Origin of the sequence: Inquilinus sp. CA228 (assembly GCF_052078665.1) — a bacterium.
Taxonomy (GTDB): domain Bacteria; phylum Pseudomonadota; class Alphaproteobacteria; order DSM-16000; family Inquilinaceae; genus Inquilinus.
Genome location: NZ_JBQJIK010000010.1, coordinates 97,350 through 120,760, shown reverse-complemented (window position 1 = coordinate 120,760; position 23,411 = coordinate 97,350). Strand labels below are relative to the sequence as shown.

Genomic DNA, 23,411 nt, shown 5'->3' with positions numbered 1-23,411 from the left:
CGCCGGGCGACGCGGTGATCCGGATCGACGGCCCGGCCCGGCCGATCCTGGCGGCGGAGCGGGTGGCGCTGAACCTGCTGTGCCGCCTGTCCGGCGTCGCCACCGCCACCGCCTCGCTGGTCGCCGCGGCCCGGCCGCACAAGGCGCGCATCGCCTGCACCCGCAAGACCACGCCGGGCCTGCGCGCGCTGGAGAAGCACGCCGTCCGCGCCGGCGGCGGCGTCAACCACCGCTTCGGCCTCGACGACGCGGTGCTGATCAAGGACAACCACATCGCCGTGGCCGGCGGGGTGCGGCCGGCGATCGCCCGGGCCCGTGCCGCGGTCGGCCACCTGGTCCGGATCGAGGTCGAGGTCGACACGCTGGCCCAGCTCGACGAGGCGCTGGCCGAGGACGTCGACGCCGTGCTGCTCGACAACATGACCCCGGACCAGCTGCGCGAGGCGGTGCGCCGGGTCGACGGCCGGGCGGTGACCGAAGCGTCCGGCCGGGTGACCGTCGAGAGGGTGGCGGCGATCGCCGCCACCGGCGTCGACCTGATCTCAGCCGGCTGGATCACCCACAGCGCCCCGATCCTCGACCTCGGCCTGGACTGGGAGGGGTAAAGTCCCGACGACAACGGCCGGACCGAGATCAGTCGGACGCAGAAGACCTCGGCTGCCTCTGCCCGCGCCGTTCGTCCTCGCTGAGCTGCGCCAGGGCGGCGAGGCGGCTGTCGTAGCTCAAGCCGTTGTACAGATACGTGGCCCGGCCGGTGACCGGATCGGTCGACTCCCGGATCGGCGATGTCGATGGGCGTGGCGGCGGCGGTGAAGGCGGTCGGCCCGAGGCCGGCCCACCCTGCCGCAGCTTCTCGAGCTCGCGCCACAGATCATCCCGCAACGCACCGAGCTCCGACCGCGTCCGCTCCGAATTCTCGAGGATCTCGGCAAGCGCCACGAACAGGGCGGCGGTGATCAACCCGGAGAGGAGGAGCAGGAACCCCAGAAGGAAGCTTTTCTCCGAGCCGAACCAGGTCGCGAACAGCACGAAGACGCCCGCGAGGCTTTCCACGACCGCGATGATTCTCAGGATTCTCGGCAAGCTCGCCTCCGTCCGCAGTCAGGCGTCAGGTCCACAGCTACCGGCTGCACGGCCCGATGACCCGGTCGACCGACAGCACCGGCATCGCCGCGGCGCCGCGGCGCTCGAAGCGGCCATGGATCAGGAGGCAGCCGCCCGCGGCCCAGGCGCGCCAGATCTCGCGCCGCACCTGCTCCAACTGCTCGGCCCGCGCCGCGATCACCGGCGGCGCGTCGCCGGCATAGGCCGGGGGGACGGTCCCGGCCGCGACGCTCTCGTCGTCGACCGGCACCACGCCGCGCCACGGGCAGGGCTGCTTCAGGCAGCGCACGCCGGTGTCGCCGACCCGGAACAGGCCGGGCGGCGCCTCCGCGGCCGCGCCGGCGAGGGGCGCCGTCACCGCGAGAATCGCGGCCGCCGCTGCGGATGCCAGGGATCGTCTCATGCGGCCCTCCTTGCCGTCGCCTCCACGCTCCCGAACGGCCATGGCGAAAGCATGGCATCGTTCCCGCCCCGGCCCCACCCCGGTTCGCGGTCGAGACTAGCCGGATTCGCCGCCAGCTTCATTCCGTTCGGCGGATTGTCGTAAAGCACTCGGCAACTGGGGGATTCATCCGCTACAACGCTGGGGATGACTCTGATCACCTCCACCGCCGAGCTCGCCGCCTTCTGCGACCGCATGGCAGCGGCCGACTACATCGCCATCGACACCGAGTTCATGCGCGAGCACACCTTCTGGCCGAAGCTGTGCCTGGTGCAGATCGCCGGCCTGGACGAGGCCGCGGCGATCGACCCGCTCGCGCCGGGCATCGACCTGGCGCCGCTGTTCGCGCTGGTGCACAACCAGAAGGTGCTGAAGGTCTTCCACTCCGCCCGCCAGGATGTGGAGATCTTCGACCACCTGACCGGCCAGGTGCCGACGCCGCTGTTCGACACCCAGGTCGCGGCCATGGTGTGCGGCTTCGGCGAATCGGTCAGCTATGAGAACCTGGTCGGCAAGCTGGCCAATGCCCGGATCGACAAGTCGTCGCGCTTCACCGACTGGTCGCACCGGCCGCTGACCGAGCGCCAGATCGACTACGCCCTGGCCGACGTGATTCATCTGCGCCCGGCCTATGAGGCGCTGCGGCAGCAGCTGACCAAGTCCGGCCGCGAGGCCTGGCTGGCCGAGGAGATGGCGATCCTGTGCGACCCCGGCACCTACCGCACCGAGCCGGACCAGGCCTGGCTGCGGCTGAAGCCGCGCAACGCCTCGGCCAAGTTCCTGGCGATCCTGCGCGAGGTGGCGGCCTGGCGCGAGCGCGAGGCGCAGAAGCGCGACATCCCGCGCGGCCGCATCCTGAAGGACGAGGCCCTGCTGGAGATCGCGGCCCACACCCCGCGCGACCTCGATTCGATGGCCCGGATCCGCGGCATGAGCCGCAACATGGCCGAGGGCTGGCAGGGCACAGGGCTGATCGCGGCGGTCGAGCGCGGCCTGGCGACGCCGCCCGACCAGGCGCCGAAGCTGGCGCAGCGCCCGCCGACCCCGCCCGGCATCGCGCCGCTGGTCGAGCTGATGCGCGTGCTGCTGAAGATGAAATGCGAGGATGAGGGCGTGGCCCAGAAGCTGGTCGCCGGCAGCGACGACCTCGAGGCCATCGCCATGGACGACGACGCCCAGGTGCCGGCGCTGCACGGTTGGCGCCGCGAGATGTTCGGCGAGGCTGCGCTGGCGCTGAAGCGCGGCGGCATCGCCCTGGCGGTGCAGGGCCGGCGGATCCGGGTCGTGTCTCTCTAAACGGAGAAATCGGATGTTGCGGAGCGCCCTGATCGGACTCGTCCTTCTCGTCGCGCCCGCAGCATCGGCGCAGGAGACCGAGCCGCGCTTCGCCTGGCCGGCCGCCTGCACCCTGGGGCAGGACTGCTTCATCCAGAACTACGTCGACACCGCCCCCGGGCCGCGCTTCGCCAATTTCCGCTGCGACCGCCTGGGCTATGACGGCGACAACGGCATCGACATCCGGCTGCGCGACCTCGCCGCCATGCGCAAGGGCGTCGACATCCTGGCGGCGGCCGACGGCACCGTGGCCGGCATCCGCGACGGCGAGCCCGACATCTCGGTCAAGGAGCGCGGCGTCGACGCGGTCAAGGACGTGAAGGCCGGCAACGGCGTCACCATCGACCATGGCGGCGGCTGGTTCACCCGCTACGCTCATATGAAGCAGGGCAGCGTCCGGGTGAAGCCGGGCGACACGGTCAAGGCCGGCCAGCCGCTGGGCCAGATCGGCCTGTCCGGCTTCACCGAGTTTCCGCATGTCGAGTTCAGCGTGATGAAGGGTCTGGGCGAAACCTTCATCGACCCCTTCACCGCCCTGCCGATCGGCTCGGGCTGCGAGACGGCCGGCCATCCGCTGTGGGCCGCGGACGTGCCCTACATCCAGACCGCCCTGCTGATCGCGGGCTTCACCGCCGGCCAGCCCGATTGGGAGGCCGCCCGGCGCGGCGACTATGCCGAGATCAAGGGCGGCCGGAACGCGCCGCTGGTGATGTGGGCCGAAAGTTTCGGCGTGCGGGCCGGCGACACCCAGACCGTCACCATCATCGGCCCGGACGGAAAGCCGGTACATCAGACCCGCACGGTGCTGCCGGAATCGAAGAATCTCTTTGACGCTTTCAGCGGCCGGCGCGCGCCGCCGGAAGGCTGGGCGCCCGGCACCTATACCGGCCGCTACCAGTTGCAGCGCTACGACGCCCTGGTGATCGACACCGAGCGGAAGGTGGAGATCCCGTGACCGCAAGGGACTGGCGAGCCCGGATGGTCACGCTCTCGCTCGGGAGGCGGGCGATGCGGTGCGGTCTGTTCGGGCTCGTCCTTCTCGTCGCGCCCGCCGCCGCCCCGGCGCAGGACACCGAGCCGCGCTTCGCCTGGCCGGTGGCCTGCACGTTGAGCCGGGACTGCTTCATCCAGAACTACGTCGACACGGATCCCGGCCCGCGCTTCGCCAATTTTCGCTGCGACAGCCTGGGCTATGACGGCGACAACGGCACCGACATCCGCCTGCGCGACCTCGCCGCCATGCGCCGCGGCGTCAGCGTGCTCGCCGCGGCCGACGGCGTCGTGATCGGCGTCCGCGACGGCGAGCCCGACATCTCGGTCGAACAGCGCGGGATCGATGCGGTCATAGGGCGTGAGGCCGGCAACGGCGTCATGATCGACCATGGCGGCGGCTGGCAGACGCGCTACGCCCATCTGAGGCGGGGCAGCGTCCGGGTGAAGCCGGGCGATTCGGTCCGGGCCGGCCAGTTGCTGGGTCTGACCGGCCTGTCCGGCAGGGCCGAGTTCCCCGCCGTGGAGTTCAGCATCCGCAAAGGCGAGACCTGGGTCGACCCGTTCACCGCCCTGCCGATCGGCTCGGGCTGCCGGACGGCGGGCCATTCGCTCTGGGCCGCGAACGTGCCCTATATCCAGACCGATCTGCTGATCGCCGGCTTCGCTGCCGGCCGGCCCGACTGGGAGGCTGCTCGGCGCGGCGACTACATCGATACCAGAGGTGCCCGTGGGGAACCGCTGGTGCTGTGGGCCGAAAGCTTCGGCGTGCAGACCGGCGATATCCAGGCCTTCATCATCACCGGGCCTGACGGGAAACCGGTGCATCAGGAGCGGACGGCCCTGTCGGCCGCGAAGGATCTTTGGTCGGCGTTCAGCGGCCGGCGCCCGCCGGCGGGGGGCTGGGCTCCGGGCCTCTATACCGGTCGCTATCGGCTGGAACGCGGGGGCGGCGTGGTGATCGACGCAGAGCGGCGAATGGAGATTCCATGACCACCACCAGACCCATCCTCTACGGCGCCCGCTACAGCGTCTATGTCCGCACCGCGCTGATGACGTTGCGGGAGAAGGGCGTCGAGTTCGACCTGGTCGAGGTCGACATCTTCGCGCCCGAAGGGCCGCCGCCGGGCCATCTCGGCCGGCACCCCTTCGGCCGCATCCCCGCCTTCGAGCATGACGGCTTCGCGCTGTACGAGACCGCCGCGATCACCCGCTATGTCGACGAGGCCTTTCCCGGGCCGGCGCTGCAGCCCGCCGACGCCCGCGGCCGGGCCCGGATGACGCAGATCATCGGCGTGCTGGACAGCTACGCCTACCGCCCGCTGGTCTGGGACATCTATGTCGAGCGGGTGTCGAAGCCGAAGGCGGGCCGGCCGAGCGACGAGGCCCTGATCGCCGCGGCCCTGCCCCGGGCCGGGCTGTGCCTCGACGTGCTCGAGGGCTTCCTCGGCGACGGCCCCTGGCTGCTGGGCGGCGCGCTCAGCCTCGCCGACCTGCATGCGGCGCCGATCCTCGACTATTTCCGGATGGCGCCGGAGGGCCGCGACCTGCTGGCGCGGCACGAGAAGCTGGCCGCCTGGTGGGACCGCATCGCCGCCCGGCCGAGCGCCGAGGTGCTCGGATCCAGCTAGCCCCAGACCGGCGAGCGGCCGCAGCCCAGCAGCACCGCGCGCAGATGGGCGACGATCCGCGCCTCGTTCTCGGCCGAACGGCTGGCCGGCCCCGCCGGCGGGCGCGCGGCTTCGTCATCCGTTCCCGGCCGCATCGCAGCCGAATCGTCCTGGTCCATGATCATCCCCCGGTGATGTCGATCACGGACAGTTCAGCCGGGGAAAATGGCGTTATCGGGCCGATCCGGCGTCGCCGTCTGCCACAATCGTGGCGTCAGGCCCGGATGGCGCCGGCCGGGGCCGGATCGGCGAAGACGAAGGGCCGGACCAGCAGGCGGCGCTTCCAGTGCAGCAGGCCCAGCCCGCCCTGCTCCAGCGCGCCGTAGAGGACGAAGCGCACGCCCCGCACCCGCGGGTCCTCGCGGCGCAGCAGCCAGCGCGCGATCTCGACGAACAGCAGCTTCATCGCGCCTGAGGACAGGTGGTCGGCATGGCCGAGGAAGCTGACGATGCGGATGATGTTGCCGATCCGGCGCAGCACGATGGTGCCGACCAGCCGGTCGCGCCCGTCGTCGTCGATGAACACACCCCAGTCGACCGCCCAATGCTCCGGGCATGGGGCGTCGAGCCACGGGTCGCCCTTGACGCCGCTGCCGCGGCCGAAGCGCTGGGCGAAGGCCTGCGGCACCGGCCCGCCGGAGCGGAACAGCTTCGACCCCTCGATGTCGCGCATGTCGTCGCCCTGGGCGAAGCGGTCGAAGATCCGGCAGCGATAGCCCGCCTTCGCGGCCTTGCGCGTCTCGCGCAGGATGTAGCCGAAGGAGTGCTTCCGGATCTCCGCCTCATAGGCCTCGGCGTCGGCGAAGGGGGTCAGGTCGAGCAGGCAGGGCGTGCCCTGCCACAGCCGGGCGGTGCCGTCCGGCCCGCGCCGCGTGTATTTCGCCAGATAGTCGCGATGCGCCGACACCATGTGGTGGCAGAGATGACCGCCGGAGCAGCCCTCGGTCTGCAGCCGCAGCCCGGCCTCCGGCAGGTCGGCGGCGCCGAGCCCCCAGATGCGCAGGCGCTGCTCCTTGCGCAACCGGAACAGCACCGGCTCGACCCCGCCGAGATAGGCTCGCATCGCCATGCCGGAGACAGAGATCGCCACGAAACCTCACATCGAATCCTTAAGGTTCGATCCGAGTATGGCGGTAATCTCTGTCCTCGATCAACGAATTCGGTTCGGAACCTCGAAACTATCGAGTCCAATTTTAGGAAAATGCAATATTGGTGGAACCGAATCCTACCGCCGCGCTCCGTTCTGCTCGGCGGTTTCCCGGCCGCCCGATCTCTGGCAGGCTGCCCGGGCCGGCCGTGCCGGCGGAGACCGGACCATGACGCTCGACGACTACCTGCTGTTCCTGCCCGCCTGCTTCGCGCTGAACATGGCGTTCGGGCCGAACAACCTGCTGTCGCTGTCGAACGGCGCCCGCGACGGCACGCTGCGCGCCGTCGCCGCGGCCTCCGGCCGGCTGGTCGCCTTCGCCATCATGATCGCCGTCGCCGGGCTCGGCCTCGGCACGCTGCTGACCGCCTCGGAGCTGGCCTTCGCGGTGGTGAAATGGCTGGGCGCCGCCTATCTGATCTGGCTCGGCATCAAGCTGCTGCGGGCCGACGCCCCGGCGCCGGACCGGGAAGCGGCCGGGCCGCCCCAGCCGTTCGGCGCGCTGGTCCGGCAGGAATTCTGGGTCGCGGCCGGCAACCCGAAGGCGATCCTGATCTTCACTGCCTTCTTCCCGCAATTCGTGGTGCCGCAGGATTACGCCGCCAGCTTCACCCTGCTCGGCGCCAGCTTCCTGGTGCTGGAGGGGGTGGCGATCACGATCTATGCCCTGATCGGCGCCCGCCTCGGCCGCTACTTCCGCAGCGCCCGGCCGTTCCGCTGGTTCAACCGGATCTCCGGCGGCCTGATGATCGGCTTCGGCCTGCTGCTCGCCGCGGCGCGCAAGCCGGCGGGCTGAGACATCGGGCAGCATGTTTGTCTTTAGCCCCCCGATCAAATAACATCGAAAGGATACTAAATTCGGCATTGCGACACCTAATGTATTCACAATATTGCATTTCCTTTTTAAAGGATTTACTGACATGCCCGACGACAATGGAAGCGATCTTAAGCTTGATCTTGATTTGCTGGCGGAGGATATCGGATTTGCCAGGAAAGCGTACAGAAACAGCCGGAGACGATTTTATCGGATAAATTACTCCCTACAAATATGTCTTCTGACGTTTGGAGCATTAACGACAGCCATGGGAGGATACGCAGATAGTTCCGAGACAATATCCACGATCATAACGATCATCGGCGTCCTAACAACACTGGCCACTGGCCTATTGTCCCTCTTTTCATACCAAAAACGGCTCATGAGCACACAGGTCTCTCTGTTTGGATTAACAGAATTGCAAGGAGAAGTTGAATGGGCACGTAGATCCACCACACGATCGGCGACCATAACAGCGACTTCCATCGCGGACTGGCAGACTCGGCTCGCTGTGATCCTGAGAGCGGATGCAGACTCCTACCTGAAGGCGATGTTCCAGGACGCCACCGGCAAGTCAGGCCCGCGGAATCCATAGCGTGAACGACCATCGACAGTGAGATGGGTGTGGCCGGCTGTTGAGACATTGGAGCGAGACATGCCCCTCTTCGCCCGGCGCGATGCTGCGCCGCGCAACCAGGTTAGCCATGGGGAAACGATGATGCCGCGTCGACCAGGGATGTAGGCAAAACGCGACGGAGAGGATGATGACCGACCACCGCCAGCAGGCGCCCGCGGCAGCGCGCAACCGGGACCCGATCCTCGCCGTGCTGCGCGGCGTGCTGCCCCGAACCGGCACGGTGCTGGAGATCGCCAGCGGCTCCGGCGAGCACAGCCTGCACTTCGCGCGGGCGCTGCCGGGGCTGGTGTTCCAGCCATCCGATCCGAATCCGGAGGCCCGGCACAGCATCGCGGCCTGGGCGGCGGAGAGCGGCCTGGCCAATCTGCGCCCGCCCCTGGCGCTCGACGCCGCAGCAGCGTCCTGGCCGGTCTCGACCGCCGACGCGGTGCTGTGCATCAACATGATCCACATCTCGCCCTGGGCCGCGACCGAGGGGCTGATGCGCGGCGCCGTGGCCATCCTGCCGCCGGGCGGCCCGCTGTATCTCTACGGCCCGTATCGCCGCGCCGGCGTTCCCACGGCGCCGAGCAACGAGGCCTTCGACCGCGACCTGCGGCAGCGCGACCCGGCCTGGGGGTTGCGGGAGCTGGAGGCCGTCGCCGCCCTCGCCGCTGCGGCGGGCTTCTCCGGCCCCGCCGTCACCGAAATGCCGGCGAACAATCTGAGCGTCGTGTTCCGCCGGCTCTGACCGCCGCCTCGGAGGACCGGGTCAGTCGATGTCTTCGGGGACGGAAGGTTCCCCGGTTGACCATAGGGTGGTGACGTCCAGGCGGGCTCCGACGAGCCTATAGGTCACGCTCCACTCGGCATGTGGTTCGTATCTGGACCAGATGATCGAGAGCGTGACGCCGCCCGCATCCCGGTCGATCCCGTAGATCTCGCCGTCTTCGGATTCCGCCGTCATTTCCGAGACCGGGACGCCGTCCCGCAGGATCTCCCGGCAATGTCGGATCGAGATGCGCGATGGCGGGCACATCTCCACCGAGGACAGCGCAAATTCCTCGACCTCGATGTGAACCGTATCGCCCTCCGAAGAGAGACGGACGATCGGCGCGTCGTGGAATGCCTCGGGGTCAATCATGGGATGGCTCTGCTACGCCTCCACCCGCCAGCCCGGCACGGTCTTGCCGCGGAAGATGTGGACGTCGTCGCCGTCCGGCACCGGCAGCCGCTCCGGCAGATCCTCGGCGCCGCGCATCAGGGTGACGGTCTCCTCGTTCACCGGCAGGCCGTAGAAGGCCGGGCCGTTCAGGGCGGCGAAGGCCTCGAACCGGTCCAGCGCCCCCTCCTCCTCGAACACCTGGGCGTAGCAGGCGACCGCGACCCGGGCGTTGAACACGCCGGCGCAGCCGCAGGCCGTCTCCTTCGCGTGCACCGGATGCGGCGCGGAATCGGTGCCGAGGAAGAAGCGCGGGTCGCCCGAGGTCGCCGCGGCCCGCAGCGCCAGGCGGTGGCGCTCGCGCTTGACCACCGGCAGGCAGTAATAGTGCGGCCGCACCCCCCCGACCAGCAGGTCGTTGCGGTTCAGCACCAGGTGCTGCGGCGTGATCGTGGCGCCGACCAGGCCGTCACCCTGGGCCAGCACGAAATCGACCCCGTCCTGGGTGGTGACATGCTCGACCACGATGCGCAGCTCCGGGAAGTCGGCGCGGATCGGCTGCAGGTGGCGCTCGATGAACACCGCCTCGCGGTCGAAGATGTCGATCTCCGGATCGACCACCTCGCCATGCACCAAGAGCGGCAGGCCGATCGCCTGCATCCGCTCCAGCACCGGCCGGACCTTGGCCAGGTCGCGCACCCCGCCATGCGAGTTGGTGGTGGCGCCGGCCGGGTACAGCTTCACCGCCGTCAGCACGCTCTCCGAGTGGCCGCGGGCGAGGTCGTCGGGGTCGGTGCCCTCGGTCAGGTAGGCGGTCATCAGCGGGGTGAAGCGCGCGCCGTCGGGCAGCGCCGCCAGGATGCGGTCGCGATAGGCCCGGGCGTCGGTGGTGGTGACCACCGGCGGCGTCAGGTTCGGCATGATGATGGCGCGGGCGAAATGCGCCGTCGTGTGCGGCAGCACCGCGCGCAGCATGGCGCCGTCGCGCAGATGCAGGTGCCAGTCGTCGGGGCGGCGGATCGTCAGGCGGTCGGTCATGGCGGGGCGTCCTGCAGCGGCGGCCGGATCATGGCCGTGCGTGGTTTCGTCCGCAAGCCTGCTTGCCGGATGGCTGCCCCGGCCCTAAGACAGCCCAAATCCGCCGGAGCGCGCCATGATCCTCTCGACCAGCTTCCCCGACCGCAAGACCATCGCCCGCCTGACCGCCCAGGCCTATCTCGAGGCCGGCGCGGTCAGCTTCAACGCCGAGACGCCCTACAAGTTCACCTCGGGCTGGGCCAGCCCGGTCTACACCGACACGCGGCGGCTGATCTCCTTCCCCCGCATCCGCGGCGTGCTGATGGACTTCGCCACCTCGGTGATCCTGAGCGAGATCGGCTTCGAGAAGATCGACGCGGTGGCGGGCGGCGAGACCGCCGGCATCTCCTACGCCGCCTGGATCGCCGACCGCCTGGCCCTGCCGATGCAGTATGTCCGCAAGAAACCGAAGGGCTTCGGCCGCAACGCCCAGATCGAGGGCGTGCTGACCGAGGGCCAGCGGGTGCTGCTGGTCGAGGATCTGAACACCGACGGCCGCAGCAAGGCCAAGTTCTGCCAGGCGCTGCGCGACGCCGGCGCGGTGGTCGAGCATGTCTTCGTCGTGTTCAACTACGGCATCTTCAAGGACACGCCGAAGTTCTTCGAATCGATCGGGGTCGAGCTGCACGGGCTGGCGACCTGGTGGGACGTGCTGGAGGTCTGCAAGGCCGGCAACCATTTCGACCCGAAGACGCTGGCCGAGGTCGAGAAATTCCTGCACGACCCGGTCTCCTGGTCGGCCGCGCATGGCGGCATCGACAAGATGCCGACCGACTGAGGGGCCGTTCCGGCACATGAGCCATGCCCGATCGGCGCGAGACGCGGGCGCCGGAGCGGGGGGAAGCTGACGCCAGGCGACGGGGGCGAAGGGAAGGGGCGCGGCCCGGCGCTGCCATGGCTCAGAGGCCCGACATGCAGGGATGGACTGCCCAGCAGCGGAGCGTCGTCGTCGCCAGCTTCCTCGGCTGGACCCTCGACGCCTTCGACTTCTTCCTCCTCGTCTTCATCCTGACCGACATCGGCCAGGAGTTCGGCACCGGCGCCGAGACCACCTCCTGGCTGGTGACGCTGACCCTGGCGATGCGGCCGCTCGGCGCCTTCCTGTTCGGCCGCGCCGCCGACCGCTTCGGCCGCCGGCCGACGCTGATGGTCGACGTGCTGGCCTATTCGCTGCTGGAATTCGCCTCGGGCTTCGCCCCGACCTTCACCGTGCTGCTGGTCCTGCGCATGCTGTACGGCATCGCCATGGGCGGCGAATGGGGCGTCGGCGCCTCGCTGACCATGGAGACGGTGCCGGTCCGCTCGCGCGGCTTCGTCTCGGGCCTGCTGCAGGCCGGCTACCCGACCGGCTACCTGCTGGCCTCGGTCGTCTACGGCCTGTTCTACGATTCGATCGGCTGGCGCGGCATGTTCATGATCGGCGTGCTGCCGGCGCTGCTGGTGCTGTACATCCGCCGCAGCGTGCCGGAATCGCCGTCCTGGACCGAGACCAGGACGACGCGCGAGGGCATCTCGCTGGGCGACACGCTGCGGCGGCACTGGCGGCTCGGGATCTACGCCATCCTCTTGATGACCGCCTTCAACTTCTTCAGCCACGGCACCCAGGACATCTACCCGACCTTCCTCAAGGTCCAGCACGGCATGGGCCCGCACGAGGTCAGCCTGATCGCCATCGTCTACAACATCGGCGCCATCATCGGCGGCATCGCCTGCGGCATGCTGTCGGAGCGCTTCGGCCGGCGCCGGGTGATCGTGATCGCGGCGCTGCTGGCCCTGCCGGCCCTGCCGCTCTGGGCCTTCTCGTCCGGCCCGGTGCTGCTGGCCGCCGGCGCCTTCCTGATGCAGGTCGCGGTGCAGGGCGCCTGGGGCGTGATCCCGGCCCATCTGAACGAGCTGTCGCCGGAGGAGGCGCGCGGCACCTTCCCCGGCTTCGTCTACCAGACCGGCAACCTGCTGGCGGCGATCAACCTGACCCTGCAGACCCATATCGCCGTCACCAACGGCAACGACTACGCCCTGGCCATGGCCTGGGTGACCGGCGTGGTGGCGGTGGTGATCGCGCTCTTGATCGCCTTCGGGCCGGAGCGGCGGGGCGTCGCCTTCGGCGCGGCGCGGCTCAGATCCGAGCTCGCCTCCAGCCCCGCCGCCGGGGAATAGCGGCCGCGCCGGGACGACAGGGGGCGGGGGCCGGCGGCCGTGCTATAACACGCCGCCCGGCCCCCGGCCGAAGCCGCCCATCGCCATGCCCGCCATGCCGGACGAGCACCAGTTCCTCGACCTGATCGGCCAGATCTACGACGCCGCGGCCGGCGACGAGGACTGGACCAGGGTGCTGGGCGGCCTGGCGCGGATGCTCGGCGGCCAGGCGGCCGTGCTGCAGCGCCCCCAGGCGCCCGGGCAGGCGGTGCAGGTGCTGGTGAGCGGCATCGACCTCGCCTATGTCGGGCTGTACGGCGCCCACTACCACACCGTCCTGCCGATCCGGTCCTGGCTGCCGCGGCTGCCCGGCGGGTCGGTCTTCGTCGACCGCATGCTGCTGGCCGACCGGGACTATGTCCGGACCGAGTTCTACACCGACTTCCTGACCCCGCAGGACCAGCATGCCAGCCTGTCCTGGCTGGCCCGCAACCGGCAGGGCGGCGGGGCCACCCCGGCCCTGATCTCGGTCTGGCGCTCGCGCCGGCAGCCGGAGTGGGAGCCGGCGCAGCTGCGCCTGCTGCACCAGCTGGCCCCGCATCTCGAGCAGGCGCTGGAGATCGAGCGCCGCCTCGGCGCCAGCGCGGCCCATCGGGCGGCGGCCGAGCTGGTGCAGGGCGCCGCGGAGCTGACCGGGCGCGAGCGCGACTGCCTGGCCGGGATCGCCCGCGGCGCCTCCAGCAAGGAGATCGCGCGCCAGCTCGCGCTGCCGATCCATGCGGTCAACGACATCATCGGAACGGCGATGCGCAAGCTGGCGGCGACCAGCCGGAGCGAGGCCGTGGCCAAGGCGCTGGTGCTCGACCTGCTCGGCAGGTGATCCCCTAATCCTCGGGGATTGAGGCAAACGCCACAATCCGCGACCCTTGCCGTGGAGTGTCGCGCGGTGCGCCCGCCGCAAATTCCGGTTTTTTGCGCCGAGATGGAAACAATTCGACGCAAATTCTGTTCTGATTGTGGTGCGGCCGCCGGGCGCGATGCGGGATCGCCATTGGGGTGGGAGGTGCAGATGAATCCGGTTCTGATGGCGGCCTTCGGTCTGATCGCGGTGCTGCTGTGGCGCGCCGGCCCGGGCTTCGCGGCGGTCACGGGCGGCACGGCCCTGTCGGCGGCAGTGCTGCTGCTGACCCTGCACTGAAGGCGCGGCGCGCGGCTTCGGCAAGAGCCGTCAAACGATCCCAGATCTGCTATAGTCTCGGCCAACCGCCGGCACAGCGCCGGCGGTTTGCTGCGTCCTTGCCCTGCTTCGCCATGCCGGATGACCGCGCTATCGCCCAGCTGGTCGGCCAGACCTACGACGCCGCCCTCGGCGACGAGGACTGGGCGGCGGTGCTGCGCCGGATGCTGGCGCTGCTCGGCGGCGAGGCGGTGGCGCTGCACCCGACCGGCGCCCCGATGCCGACCGACGTCGCCATCCGCGTCGGCTGCGATCCGGCCTATATCCCGCTCTACAACGCCCATTACCACCAGACCTGGCCGATCCTGCCGATGATGCAGCAGCTGCAGGCCCAGCCGGTCTTCGTCGACCGCATGCTGGTGCCGCAGGACGACTTTCTCCGCACCGAGTTCTACAACGACTACATCCGGCCGCAGGACGGCCACAGCGGCCTGTACTGGGTCGATTTCGACCGGCTGGGCCTGGGCGCGCATCTCTCGCTCTGGCGGTCGCCGCGCCGCCCCGACTGGAGCGACGAGGAGGTCCGGCTGCTGCAGCATCTCGGCCCGCATATCGGCCGGGCGCTGAAGATCCAGGGCCGGCTCGCCGCGACGGGCACACGGGGCGGCGACGCGCCGTCGCTGCTGGCGCCGCGCGAGCGCGACTGCCTCGCCTGGGTCGCCCGCGGCGCCTCCAGCAAGCAGGCGGCCCAGCGCCTGGCCCTGTCGGTCTACACCGTCAACGAATATGTCGCCTCGGCGATGCGCAAGCTGCGGGCGACCAGCCGCAGCGAAGCGGTGGCGACCGCCCTCAGCCTCGGCCTGCTCGATGCCTGAGCTTCAGGGCGCGATCGACGGACGCGCGCTGACCGGCCTGATCAGCCAGTCCTATGACGCCGCGCTGGGCGAGGATGACTGGGGATCGGTGCTGGGCCGCCTGGCCCGGCTGCTCGGCAGCGACTCCGCCGTGACGCTGCATCCGACCGGCACGCCGATGCCGACCGATGCGGCGATCCGGATCCAGTCCGATCCCGGCTACGTCCCGTTCTACAACGCGCATTATCACCAGACCTGGCCGATCCTGCCGATGCTGCCGCAGCTGCCGGCGGTGTTCGTCGACCGGATGCTGATGCCCGATCGGGCGTTCACCCGCACCGAATTCTACAACGACTATGCCCGGCCGCAGGATCGGCACAGCGGCCTGTACTGGGTCGATGTCGACCGGCGCGGCCTCGGCACCCACCTGTCCCTGTGGCGGTCGCGGCGCCGCCCCGACTGGGGCGACGAGGAGGTCCGGCTGCTGCAGCATCTCGGCCCGCATATCGGCCGGGCGCTGAAGATCCGGGACCGGCTCGCCGCGGCTGGCGCGCGCAACGGCGGCGACGGACCGTCGCTGCTGGCGCCGCGCGAGCGCGACTGCCTGGCCTGGGTCGCGCGCGGCGACTCCAGCAAGCAGGCGGCGCGGCGCCTGGCCCTGTCGGTCCACACCGTCAACGAATACGTCGCCTCGGCGATGCGCAAGCTGCGGGCGACCAGCCGCAGCGAGGCGGTGGCCAACGCCCTCGGCCTCGGCCTGCTCGACCCGTAGCCTCGGCCGCCGGGCAATCCCCCAATCCTCGGGGATTGAGAGATTTTTCCCATCCCGGGACAATGCCCACAGTCGATCCCGTGCCCCGGCGGCAAGCCGGCAGTGGTGAAGCGCGGCCGAAGCCGCGCCGCGGCGCGGGATCTGAACGGGGATCTTCCGACACTGCGCCGGCCGCATGCGGCAACCGGCGGAGCGGCCGTGCCCGGCCGCGAGTCAGGAGCACTCGATGCCTGTCCTTTCCGGCGGCGATGCCGCCAACGACAATCGGTCGACCGGGGACCGGCCTTGCCTGCGCCTGGACCTGGCGCCCGACGCCTGGTCCGGCACCACACCGGCGGCGGAGACGGTCGCCTGGATCGAGGACGTCTGGTGCATCCCGCCGGGGATCTGCCCGGCCCCGGAGTCCCGACCGATGCCGACCGGCCCGGACTAGCGGCGCCGCTTCGCCGTCCGATCCGCATCCGACCCCTCCATGAACCGATGATGGCCCGCCTTTCCGGCAGGGCCAAGAGACGAGGACACACCATGGCGACACGACTTTGTGCCGCGCTGATCTCCGTCGTCCTGCTGGCGGGCGCCACGGCCCGGGCGCAGGACGCGCAGAGCACTCCGGCGCTGTGCCAGACCGTCGGCGGCACCGGCAGCCTGGAGGCCGAGCTGCTGTTCGGCCGCAACATCGAAGGCAAGGGCACGGTCTCCGACGCGCAGTGGTCGGACTTCCTGGGCGGCGAGGTCACGCCGCGCTTCCCGGACGGGCTGACGGTGTTCGAGGCCAGCGGCCAATGGCGCGACAGCGAGACCAGGCAGATCGTGCACGAGCCGTCTTACATCGTGATGATCCTGGCGCCGGACACGCTGACCCGCCTGTCCGAGATCCGGGCCGCCTACAAGGCCCGGTTCCACCAGCAATCGGTCGGCCTGACCCTGTCCCAGACCTGCGTCGACTTCTGAGAGACCGTCTCTGAGGGCAACGGCCCTCCTCCCCCATTCAGAAAGAGGCAACCATGGCACCGATCATCGGTACGGACGGCAACGACATCCTCGTCGGCACGGACGACGGCGACACCATCGACGGCCTGGCCGGCAATGATCAGCTGGATGGCGGCCACGGTGACGATGTGCTGCACGGCGGCGACGGGGCGGACACGCTGTTCGGCGGCACCGGCCGTGACATCATCGACTATTCCGACAGCGCTGCCGGTGTGACCGTCAATCTCAGCACCCGCAGCGCTTCGGGTGGCGATGCCGCAGGCGACGTGCTTGGCGACGACATCGAGGGGATCATCGGCAGCAGCGCCCGCGATATCCTGACGGGCTCTGCCGAAGACAACGACCTCTCCGGCAACGACGGCAACGACGCCCTCTCCGGCCTGGATGGCCAAGACTACCTTAAGGGCGGCGCCGGCGACGACGTCCTCAACGGGGGCGACGGCTGGGATAGCCTGGTCGGCGGAGCCGGGGCCGACCAGTTCAGCGGCGGGGCCGGCATCGATACGGTGGGATACAACGGCTCCGGTCCGGTGACGGTGAAGATCGGGGGCGTGTCGCGCGGCGGCGATGCCGAAGGCGATCGGGTCGGGCTCGATGTCGAGAACGTCACGGGATCCGACTTCGACGATTGGCTGATCGGATCGGCGGGCGGCAATGATCTGTCGGGCACGGACGGCAACGATCGTCTGTTCGGAGAGGGCGGCGACGATGTCCTCGCCGGCGGCAACGGCGCCGACACGCTGAGCGGCGGGGACGGCAACGACACCATCATGTATTACGGCTTCGACGGTGTCATCGTGACGATCGGCGGCACCGGGCAAGGCGACCAGGCGGAAGGCGACGCCATCGGTGCCGACATCGAGAACATCGTCGTCATCGGCTTCGGCTACGACCAGCTGACCGGATCGGGTGCCGCCAACGATCTCTATGGCGGCGACGGCGACGACATCCTCTCCGGCCTCGGCGGCAACGACACCCTCGGCGGAGCCGAGGGGAGCGACCAGCTGGTGGGCGGCGCCGGTGACGACATGCTCCAGGGCGGCCTGGGCTTCGCGGCCGACCAGCTCGACGGCGGCGAGGGCATAGACACGGCGTATTACGGTGGGGATCTCGATACCTTCGAAGGGGTGATCGTCGATCTGGCCACCGGAAGCGGCCAGGGCGCCGACGCCAGCGGCGACAGCCTCACCGGCATCGAAAATCTCGGCGGCAGCCAGTTCAACGACAGCCTGAGCGGCGACGCCGGGGCCAACACCTTGAGCGGCATGACCGGTGACGACACCCTGGTGGGTGGCGGCGGCAACGACGTGCTCCGCGGCGGGTATGGGGCGGATGTGCTGGAGGGCGGCGCCGGCACCGACACCGCCAGCTACTACAACGGCACCGCAGGGGTCACGGTCGACCTCGCCTCCGGTACCGGCAGCGGCGGCGAGGCCCGGGACGACATCCTGATCAGCATCGAGAACCTCTCCGGCAGCCAGGGCAACGACATCCTCGCCGGCAATGGCGGCGCCAACGTGCTGCAGGGCTGGAACGGCGCCGACGTGCTGCGCGGCGGCGCCGGGGCGGATGCGCTCGACGGCGGCGCCGGCAGCGACACCGCCAGCTACTACACCGGTTCGATCGGGGTCGTGGTCAACCTGGCCTCCGGCACCGGCAGCGGCGGCGAGGCCCAGGGCGACAGGCTCACCGGGATCGAGAATCTCTCGGGCAGCCAGGGCAATGACAACCTCGTCGGCAACACCGGCGCCAATGTGCTGCAGGGCTGGAATGGCAACGATGTCCTCACCGGCGCCAATGTGCTGCAGGGCTGGAATGGCAACGATGTCCTCACCGGCGCCGGCGGCAAGGACACGCTCACCGGCGGTGCCGGGGCCGACCGCTTCGTCTATGGCAGCGCGGCGCAGAGCCCGGTCGGGGGCGCCGCCGACCGGATCACCGATTTCAGCCATGCCCAGGGCGACCGCATCGACCTGATGGGGATCGACGCCAACACCGGCGCCGCCGGCGACCAGGCGTTCCGCTTCATCGGCAGCGGCCTCTACACCCATCACGCCGGCGAGCTGCGCTATTCCATCGTCGGCGGCGTCACCACCATCGCCGGCGACGTCAATGGCGACGGCGTCTCCGACTTCCACATCCAGCTGACCGGCGCCATCGGCCTGGTCGCCGCCGACTTCTCGCTCTGAGCCGAGCGCCCGGCTCTACGGCCACTACCTGCGACACCCGGCTTACGGCTGTAGCCATAATTCAAGATCGAACAGCCGTCAGTCCCGATAACACAGACGGCCTCTGCCGAATCAAGGAGAGATGCTTTGAAAGCACGTTTTGCGATCACCCTGCTGGCGACCGCGGCCCTCGGCGCACTCGCCGTCCAGGCCCCGGCGATGGCCGAGGTCAAGCTGGGCGTCGCCGGGCCGCTGACCGGCCCGAACGCTTCGGTGGGCGAGCAGTACCGCCGCGGCGCCGAGGCCGCGGTCAAGGCCCTGAACGCCGCCGGCGGCGTCAATGGCGAACAGGTCGCGCTGGTCTATGGCGATGACGCCTCGGACCCGCGCCAGGGTGTGGCGGCGGCGAACGAGCTGGTGGATGAGGGCGTGGCCGCGGTGATCGGCCACTACAACTCCTCGGTCTCGATCCCGGCCTCGACCGTCTATGCCGAGGAGGGCGTGCTGCAGATCACCCCGGGCTCGACCAACCCGCAGCTGACCGAGCAGGGCATCAAGACCGTGTTCCGCACCTGCGGCCGCGACGACCAGCAGGGCGACGTCGCCGGCAAGTTCCTGGCCAGCGCCTACAAGGGCCGCAAGGTCGCGGTCCTGCACGACCAGACCACCTATGGCAAAGGCCTGGCGGATGCGACCAAGGCGCGGATGAACGGCCTCGGCCTGACCGAGGTGCTGTACGAGGGCATCACCGTCGGCGAGCGCGACTTCTCGGCCGTGGTGTCTAAGATGAAGGCGGCCAATGTCGACGCCGTCTTCTTCGGCGGGCTGCACAACGAGGCCGGGCTGATCCTGCGCCAGATGCGCGACCAGGGGCTGAAAGCGCAGTTCCTGTCCGACGACGGCACCGTGTCGCAGGAGTTCTGGGCCATCACCGGCGCGGCCGGCCAGGGGTCCCTGGTCACCTTCGGGCCGGAGCCGCGCGACCAGCCGGGGGCCAAGGAGGCCGTCGCCCAGTTCCGCGCCGCGGGCTACGAGCCGGAGGGCTATACCCTCTACACCTACGCCGCCGTCCAGGCCTGGGCTGCGGCGGCCAAGAAGGCGGGATCGGTCGACGGCGAAAAGGTCGCCACGGCGCTGCATGACGGCAGCGCCTATGACACGGTGATCGGCCCCCTCACCTTCGACGCCAAGGGCGACCCCGCCGGCAGCAACTACGTCCTCTACGCCTGGCAGGACGGCAAGATGGTGCAGCTGTCCGACGCGCAGGTCGCCAAGCTCGGCCAGTGAGCCCGGGGCCGGGGGCGCGGGATCTCCGCGCCCCCGGCCGTCACGCCGCGAAATCCTCGATCCGGTCGGCGGCGGCGCGGTCGTAGCCGCGGCTGGCCTCGAGGAGCTGGGCCGTGTAGGGCTGGGTCACGGTGCTGTCATGCAGCTGCGCCGCGGTCAGGGTCTCGACGATGCGGCCGCGATTCATCACCGCCAGCCGGTCGCACATCACCGACACCACGGCGAGGTTGTGGGTGACCAGCAGATAGGTCAGCCCGCGCTCGGCCCGCAGCCGCTTCAGCAGGTTCAGGATCTCCGCCTGCACCGAGACGTCGAGCGCAGAGGTCGGCTCGTCCAGCAGCAGCACCCGCGGCTCCAGCACCAGCGCCCGGGCGATGGCGACGCGCTGGCGCTGCCCGCCCGACAGCTGGTGCGGATAGCGGAAGCGGAAGCTGGGGCCGAGCCCGACCTCCTGCAGCACCCGCTCGACCCGGGCGTCGCGGTTGTCGAAGCCATGGATCGCCAGCGGCTCCATCAGCGTCGCGTCCACCGTCTGGCGCGGATGCAGCGAGCCATAGGGGTCCTGGAACACCATCTGGCACAGCTTGAAGAAGCCCTTGTCGCGGCGCCGCCCCTGCTCCCGCCCGTCGACCGCGATCCGGCCGGTCCAGTCCCAGTTCAGGCCGGACAAGGCGCGCAGGATGGTCGACTTGCCGGAGCCGCTTTCGCCGACCAGGCCGTAGCTCTCACCCCGCGCCACGGTGAGCGAGGCGTCGCGCACGGCATGGGTGTCGCCGAACACGACGTCCAGCCCGGTGATCGTGATCATCGCATCCATCGTCACGCCTCCAGCCAGGCCGGGTCGCGCTGCAGCACCGGCAGGAACGGCCGGGTGTCGCCGATCTGCGGCAGCGATTCGAGCAGGCCGCGGGTGTAGGGGTGCTTGGCCTGGTGCAGCTCCGCCGCCCGGCAGCTCTCCACCACCCGGCCGGCATACATGATCAGGATCCGGTCGCAGAAGCTGGCGACCAGGTTCAGGTCGTGGCTGATGAAGATCAGCCCCATGCCGCGCTGGGTCACCAGGTCGTCGATGATCGCCAGCACCTGCATCTGCACGGTGACGTCCAGCGCCGAGGTCGGCTCGTCCGCGATCAGCAGGTCCGGGTCGGGGATCAGCATCATCGCGATCATGATGCGCTGGCCCATGCCGCCCGAGACCTCGTGCGGATACAGGCCCCAGACCCGCTCCGGGTCGCGGATGCGCACCGCCTCGAACATCTCCAGCACCCGCCTCTTGGCCTCGCGGGCGGAGGCGCGCTTGTGGATGCGGTAGGCCTCGGCCACCTGCTCGCCCACGGTGACCACGGGGTTGAGCGAGAATTTCGGGTCCTGCATCACCATCGAGATGCGACGGCCGCGGATGGCGCGCATCTGCCGCTCGCTCTGGCGCTGCAGGTCGATGCCGTCGAACACCAGCCGGTCGGCCTGGGCCCGGCCGGGCGGGCCGACCAGGCGCAGGATCGCGCGGCCGGTCATCGACTTGCCGGAGCCGCTTTCGCCGACGATGCCCAGCTTCTCGCGCCCGAGGGTGAAGCCCATGCCGCGCACGGCTCGTACCGGGCCCTTGGCGGTGTCGAAGGTGACCGAGAGGTTCTCGACCTCCAGCAGCGGGCGGCTCACGCCCCCCGCACTCATGACTGCCCGCCCTGCTTCGGGTCGAGGATGTCGCGCAGCCCGTCGCCCAGCAGGTTGAAGCCCAGGCTGACCACGAAGATGGCGATGCCGGGCATGGTCGCGACCCACCATTGGTCGAGGATGAAGCTGCGGCCCTTGGAGATCATCGCCCCCCATTCCGGCAGCGGCGGCTGGGCGCCGAGGCCGAGGAAGCCGAGGCCCGCCGCGGTCAGGATGATGCCGGCCATGTCGAGCGTGACCCGGACGATCACCGAGGACAGGCACAGCGGCACCACGTGCCGGGCGACGATGCGGGCGCTGGAGGCGCCCTGCAGCCGCACCGCGCTGATGAAGTCGGCGTTGCGGATGGTCAGCGTCTCGGCCCGGGCGATGCGGGCATAGGGCGGCCAGGAGGTGATGGCGATGGCGATGATCGCGTTCTCGATGCCGGGGCCGAGCGCGGCGACGAAGGCCAGCGCCAGGATCAGCTTCGGGAAGGCCAGGAAGATGTCGGTGATCCGCATCAAGACCGCGTCGACCCAGCCGCCGAGATAGCCGGAGACGGTGCCGATCAGCAGCCCGACCGGCGCCGCGGTGATCGCCACCAGCACGACGATCAAGAGGGTCAGCCGGGTGCCGTAGATGATGCGGGACCAGATGTCCCGGCCGAGCTCGTCGGTGCCGAGCCAATGCGCGGCGCTGAAGGGCTGCAGCCGGTCCGCCAGGTCCTGCTCGATCGGCGACTGGTGCGCCAGGATCGGCGCGATCGCGGCGGCGACCAGCAGCGCCAGCACGATGACGAGGCCGACCATGGCCAGCGGATTGCGGGCGAGGCCGAGCCACAGCAGGTACAACCGCCCGAGCCGGGCCTGGCCGCGCGACTGCGGCGTGTCGGACAGCAGCCAGCCGCGCCAGGTCTCGGGGCGTGGGGACGTCAGGTCGGTCATCGCGCCCTCGGGTCCAGCACGCGGTACATCAGGTCGGACAGCATGTTCAGCCCGATATAGACGGCGCCGACCACGATGGTGCCGCCGAGCACCGCGTTCATGTCGGCGTTGAGCAGGGAGTTGGTGATGTACTGGCCGAGGCCCGGCCAGGCGAACACCGTCTCGGTCAGCACCGCCCCCTCCAGCAGCCCGGCATAGGACAGCGCGACCACGGTCAGCAGCGGCACCCGGATGTTGCGGAAGGCATGGCGCCAGATCACCGCCCGCTCCGACACGCCCTTGACCCGCGCCGTGGTGACGTATTCCTGGCGCAGCTGGTCGAGCATGAAGGACCGCGTCATCCGGCTGATATAGGCGAGGCTGTAATAGCCGAGCAGCGCCGCCGGCAGCAGCAAATGGTCGATCGCGTTCCAGAACACGTCCCATTCGCCGGCCAGCGCGGCGTCGAGCGTGATCACGCCGGTCACCGGATCTACGAGGCCGTCATAGAACACGTCGAGCCGCCCTGGCCCCGCCACCCAGCTGAGCTTGGCGTAGAACAGCAACAGGCCGACCAGACCGAGCCAGAAGATCGGCACCGAATAGCCGATCAGCCCGACCACGCGGACGAGATGGTCGGGCCATCGGCCGCGATGGACCGCCGCCATCACCCCCGCCGGCACTCCGAAGACGATGCCGAACAGGACGCCCAGCGTCGCCAGCTCCAGCGTCGCCGGGAACACGCGGGCGATATCCTCGAGCACCGGGCGCGAGGTCAGCACCGAGGTGCCGAGATCGCCCGACAGCACGTCCCCGGCATAGCGGGCGAACTGGTCCCACAGCGGCTTGTCGAGGCCGAGCTCCAGCCGCGCCTTCTCATAGACGTCGCGCGGCGCCCGGTCGCCGACCACGGCGAGCACCGGGTCGATCGGCACCACCCGGCCGATGAAGAAGGTGACGAGGAGCAGGCCGAAGAAGGTGGTCGCCAGCGAGGCGACCACCCCGGCGATGCGGAGAACCAGCCCGCGCCGGCGCCGGCGGCGGATGCCGCCGGGCCGGGCCGGGGCCGGCTGGAGATCGGTGGCCGTCAC

General features: G+C 70.0%; 28 protein-coding genes. 18 read left to right on the top strand and 10 right to left on the bottom strand.

The features are described 5' to 3' along the window. The coding region (nadC, locus tag ACTOWL_RS06970) for a carboxylating nicotinate-nucleotide diphosphorylase (RefSeq protein ID WP_441320479.1) at positions 1-605 on the top strand (605 nt) is incomplete at its 5' end. A 28-nt stretch (positions 606-633) separates the two neighbouring features. Here nadC and ACTOWL_RS06965 read toward each other — a convergent pair. Together ACTOWL_RS06965 and ACTOWL_RS06960 are read right to left on the bottom strand one after the other, a co-directional pair. Beyond that, the gene (locus ACTOWL_RS06965) at positions 634-1,083 is read right to left on the bottom strand and encodes a hypothetical protein (protein WP_441320478.1); all 450 of its coding nucleotides are present in this window, start codon (positions 1,081-1,083) and stop codon (positions 634-636) included. Between the two features lie 37 nt (positions 1,084-1,120). Next, complete coding sequence (locus ACTOWL_RS06960) at positions 1,121-1,507, bottom strand: hypothetical protein (protein ID WP_441320477.1); 387 nt, start codon at positions 1,505-1,507, stop codon at positions 1,121-1,123. 186 nt (positions 1,508-1,693) lie between these two features. Between ACTOWL_RS06960 and rnd the strand changes: the two genes are divergently transcribed. The 4 genes from rnd to ACTOWL_RS06940 are packed head-to-tail and all read left to right on the top strand — an operon-like array spanning position 1,694 to position 5,502. Further along, on the top strand, positions 1,694-2,842 hold the full coding sequence (gene rnd, locus ACTOWL_RS06955; protein WP_441320476.1) for a ribonuclease D: 1,149 nt from the start codon (positions 1,694-1,696) through the stop codon (positions 2,840-2,842). A gap of 13 nt (positions 2,843-2,855) precedes the next feature. Continuing rightward, a complete protein-coding gene (locus ACTOWL_RS06950; RefSeq protein ID WP_441320475.1) occupies positions 2,856-3,836 on the top strand; it encodes a M23 family metallopeptidase in 981 nt (326 codons plus the stop codon). Positions 3,837-3,889: 53 nt separating this feature from the next. Further along, complete coding sequence (locus ACTOWL_RS06945; RefSeq protein WP_441320474.1) at positions 3,890-4,864, top strand: M23 family metallopeptidase; 975 nt, start codon at positions 3,890-3,892, stop codon at positions 4,862-4,864. Then, positions 4,861-5,502, top strand: coding sequence for a glutathione S-transferase family protein (locus ACTOWL_RS06940; protein ID WP_441320473.1), 642 nt, complete (start codon positions 4,861-4,863; stop codon positions 5,500-5,502). Before ACTOWL_RS06945 ends, ACTOWL_RS06940 begins: the two co-directional genes overlap by 4 nt. On the opposite strand, the gene ACTOWL_RS06935 is transcribed toward ACTOWL_RS06940, so the two are convergent. Together ACTOWL_RS06935 and ACTOWL_RS06930 are read right to left on the bottom strand one after the other, a co-directional pair. Next, the gene (locus ACTOWL_RS06935) at positions 5,499-5,660 is read right to left on the bottom strand and encodes a hypothetical protein (RefSeq protein ID WP_441320472.1); all 162 of its coding nucleotides are present in this window, start codon (positions 5,658-5,660) and stop codon (positions 5,499-5,501) included. The genes ACTOWL_RS06940 and ACTOWL_RS06935 overlap by 4 nt on opposite strands. A gap of 95 nt (positions 5,661-5,755) precedes the next feature. Beyond that, a complete protein-coding gene (locus ACTOWL_RS06930) occupies positions 5,756-6,631 on the bottom strand; it encodes a hypothetical protein (RefSeq protein ID WP_441320471.1) in 876 nt (291 codons plus the stop codon). 226 nt (positions 6,632-6,857) lie between these two features. On the opposite strand from ACTOWL_RS06930, the gene ACTOWL_RS06925 reads away from it, so the two are divergent. From ACTOWL_RS06925 to ACTOWL_RS06915, 3 genes are all read left to right on the top strand, one after another. Then, positions 6,858-7,484, top strand: a complete 627-nt coding sequence (locus ACTOWL_RS06925) for a LysE family translocator (protein ID WP_441320470.1) — start codon at positions 6,858-6,860, stop codon at positions 7,482-7,484. A 124-nt stretch (positions 7,485-7,608) separates the two neighbouring features. Continuing rightward, entirely contained in the window at positions 7,609-8,097 is a 489-nt protein-coding gene (locus tag ACTOWL_RS06920) for a DUF4231 domain-containing protein (RefSeq protein WP_441320469.1), read from the top strand. A 169-nt stretch (positions 8,098-8,266) separates the two neighbouring features. Next, complete coding sequence (locus ACTOWL_RS06915; protein WP_441320468.1) at positions 8,267-8,869, top strand: DUF938 domain-containing protein; 603 nt, start codon at positions 8,267-8,269, stop codon at positions 8,867-8,869. Between the two features lie 21 nt (positions 8,870-8,890). Here ACTOWL_RS06915 and ACTOWL_RS06910 read toward each other — a convergent pair whose 3' ends face one another. Both ACTOWL_RS06910 and pyrC read right to left on the bottom strand, forming a co-directional pair. Continuing rightward, positions 8,891-9,262 carry a hypothetical protein gene (locus ACTOWL_RS06910; protein ID WP_441320467.1) on the bottom strand — a complete coding sequence of 124 codons (372 nt, stop codon included), beginning with the start codon at positions 9,260-9,262 and terminating at the stop codon, positions 8,891-8,893. A 12-nt stretch (positions 9,263-9,274) separates the two neighbouring features. After that, on the bottom strand, positions 9,275-10,318 hold the full coding sequence (pyrC, locus tag ACTOWL_RS06905) for a dihydroorotase (protein WP_441320466.1): 1,044 nt from the start codon (positions 10,316-10,318) through the stop codon (positions 9,275-9,277). A 115-nt stretch (positions 10,319-10,433) separates the two neighbouring features. On the opposite strand from pyrC, the gene ACTOWL_RS06900 reads away from it, so the two are divergent. The 10 genes from ACTOWL_RS06900 to ACTOWL_RS06855 all read left to right on the top strand — a co-directional run bounded on the left by ACTOWL_RS06900 (position 10,434) and on the right by ACTOWL_RS06855 (position 19,741). Then, positions 10,434-11,135, top strand: coding sequence for an orotate phosphoribosyltransferase (locus tag ACTOWL_RS06900; RefSeq protein WP_138887575.1), 702 nt, complete (start codon positions 10,434-10,436; stop codon positions 11,133-11,135). Between the two features lie 134 nt (positions 11,136-11,269). Next, complete coding sequence (locus ACTOWL_RS06895; RefSeq protein ID WP_441320465.1) at positions 11,270-12,514, top strand: MFS transporter; 1,245 nt, start codon at positions 11,270-11,272, stop codon at positions 12,512-12,514. 85 nt (positions 12,515-12,599) lie between these two features. Then, on the top strand, positions 12,600-13,373 hold the full coding sequence (locus ACTOWL_RS06890; protein ID WP_441320464.1) for a helix-turn-helix transcriptional regulator: 774 nt from the start codon (positions 12,600-12,602) through the stop codon (positions 13,371-13,373). Positions 13,374-13,562: 189 nt separating this feature from the next. Next, positions 13,563-13,691: a hypothetical protein gene (locus ACTOWL_RS06885; RefSeq protein WP_441320463.1), complete on the top strand. Its 129-nt coding sequence runs from the start codon at positions 13,563-13,565 to the stop codon at positions 13,689-13,691. Between the two features lie 113 nt (positions 13,692-13,804). After that, positions 13,805-14,545, top strand: coding sequence for a LuxR C-terminal-related transcriptional regulator (locus tag ACTOWL_RS06880; RefSeq protein ID WP_441320462.1), 741 nt, complete (start codon positions 13,805-13,807; stop codon positions 14,543-14,545). Then, a complete protein-coding gene (locus ACTOWL_RS06875; protein ID WP_441320461.1) occupies positions 14,538-15,296 on the top strand; it encodes a response regulator transcription factor in 759 nt (252 codons plus the stop codon). The genes ACTOWL_RS06880 and ACTOWL_RS06875 overlap by 8 nt, the downstream gene beginning before the upstream one ends. Positions 15,297-15,522: 226 nt before the next feature. Then, entirely contained in the window at positions 15,523-15,729 is a 207-nt protein-coding gene (locus tag ACTOWL_RS06870) for a hypothetical protein (RefSeq protein WP_441320460.1), read from the top strand. 92 nt (positions 15,730-15,821) lie between these two features. Next, positions 15,822-16,247 (top strand): DUF3574 domain-containing protein, encoded by a 426-nt coding sequence (locus tag ACTOWL_RS06865; RefSeq protein ID WP_441320459.1) that lies wholly within the window; start codon positions 15,822-15,824, stop codon positions 16,245-16,247. Positions 16,248-16,300: 53 nt separating this feature from the next. After that, the gene (locus tag ACTOWL_RS06860) at positions 16,301-18,475 is read left to right on the top strand and encodes a beta strand repeat-containing protein (protein WP_441320458.1); all 2,175 of its coding nucleotides are present in this window, start codon (positions 16,301-16,303) and stop codon (positions 18,473-18,475) included. A gap of 126 nt (positions 18,476-18,601) precedes the next feature. Next, positions 18,602-19,741 carry a branched-chain amino acid ABC transporter substrate-binding protein gene (locus ACTOWL_RS06855; protein ID WP_441320457.1) on the top strand — a complete coding sequence of 380 codons (1,140 nt, stop codon included), beginning with the start codon at positions 18,602-18,604 and terminating at the stop codon, positions 19,739-19,741. A 40-nt stretch (positions 19,742-19,781) separates the two neighbouring features. Here the strand turns inward: ACTOWL_RS06855 and ACTOWL_RS06850 are convergent, their stop codons facing one another. The 4 genes from ACTOWL_RS06850 to ACTOWL_RS06835 are packed head-to-tail and all read right to left on the bottom strand — an operon-like array spanning position 19,782 to position 23,411. Next, positions 19,782-20,549: an ABC transporter ATP-binding protein gene (locus tag ACTOWL_RS06850; RefSeq protein ID WP_441320480.1), complete on the bottom strand. Its 768-nt coding sequence runs from the start codon at positions 20,547-20,549 to the stop codon at positions 19,782-19,784. Positions 20,550-20,560: 11 nt separating this feature from the next. Beyond that, positions 20,561-21,400: an ABC transporter ATP-binding protein gene (locus ACTOWL_RS06845; RefSeq protein ID WP_441320456.1), complete on the bottom strand. Its 840-nt coding sequence runs from the start codon at positions 21,398-21,400 to the stop codon at positions 20,561-20,563. An 11-nt stretch (positions 21,401-21,411) separates the two neighbouring features. Beyond that, a complete protein-coding gene (gene nikC / locus ACTOWL_RS06840) occupies positions 21,412-22,341 on the bottom strand; it encodes a nickel transporter permease (RefSeq protein WP_441320455.1) in 930 nt (309 codons plus the stop codon). Continuing rightward, positions 22,338-23,411 carry an ABC transporter permease gene (locus ACTOWL_RS06835; protein ID WP_441320454.1) on the bottom strand — a complete coding sequence of 358 codons (1,074 nt, stop codon included), beginning with the start codon at positions 23,409-23,411 and terminating at the stop codon, positions 22,338-22,340. Before ACTOWL_RS06835 ends, nikC begins: the two co-directional genes overlap by 4 nt.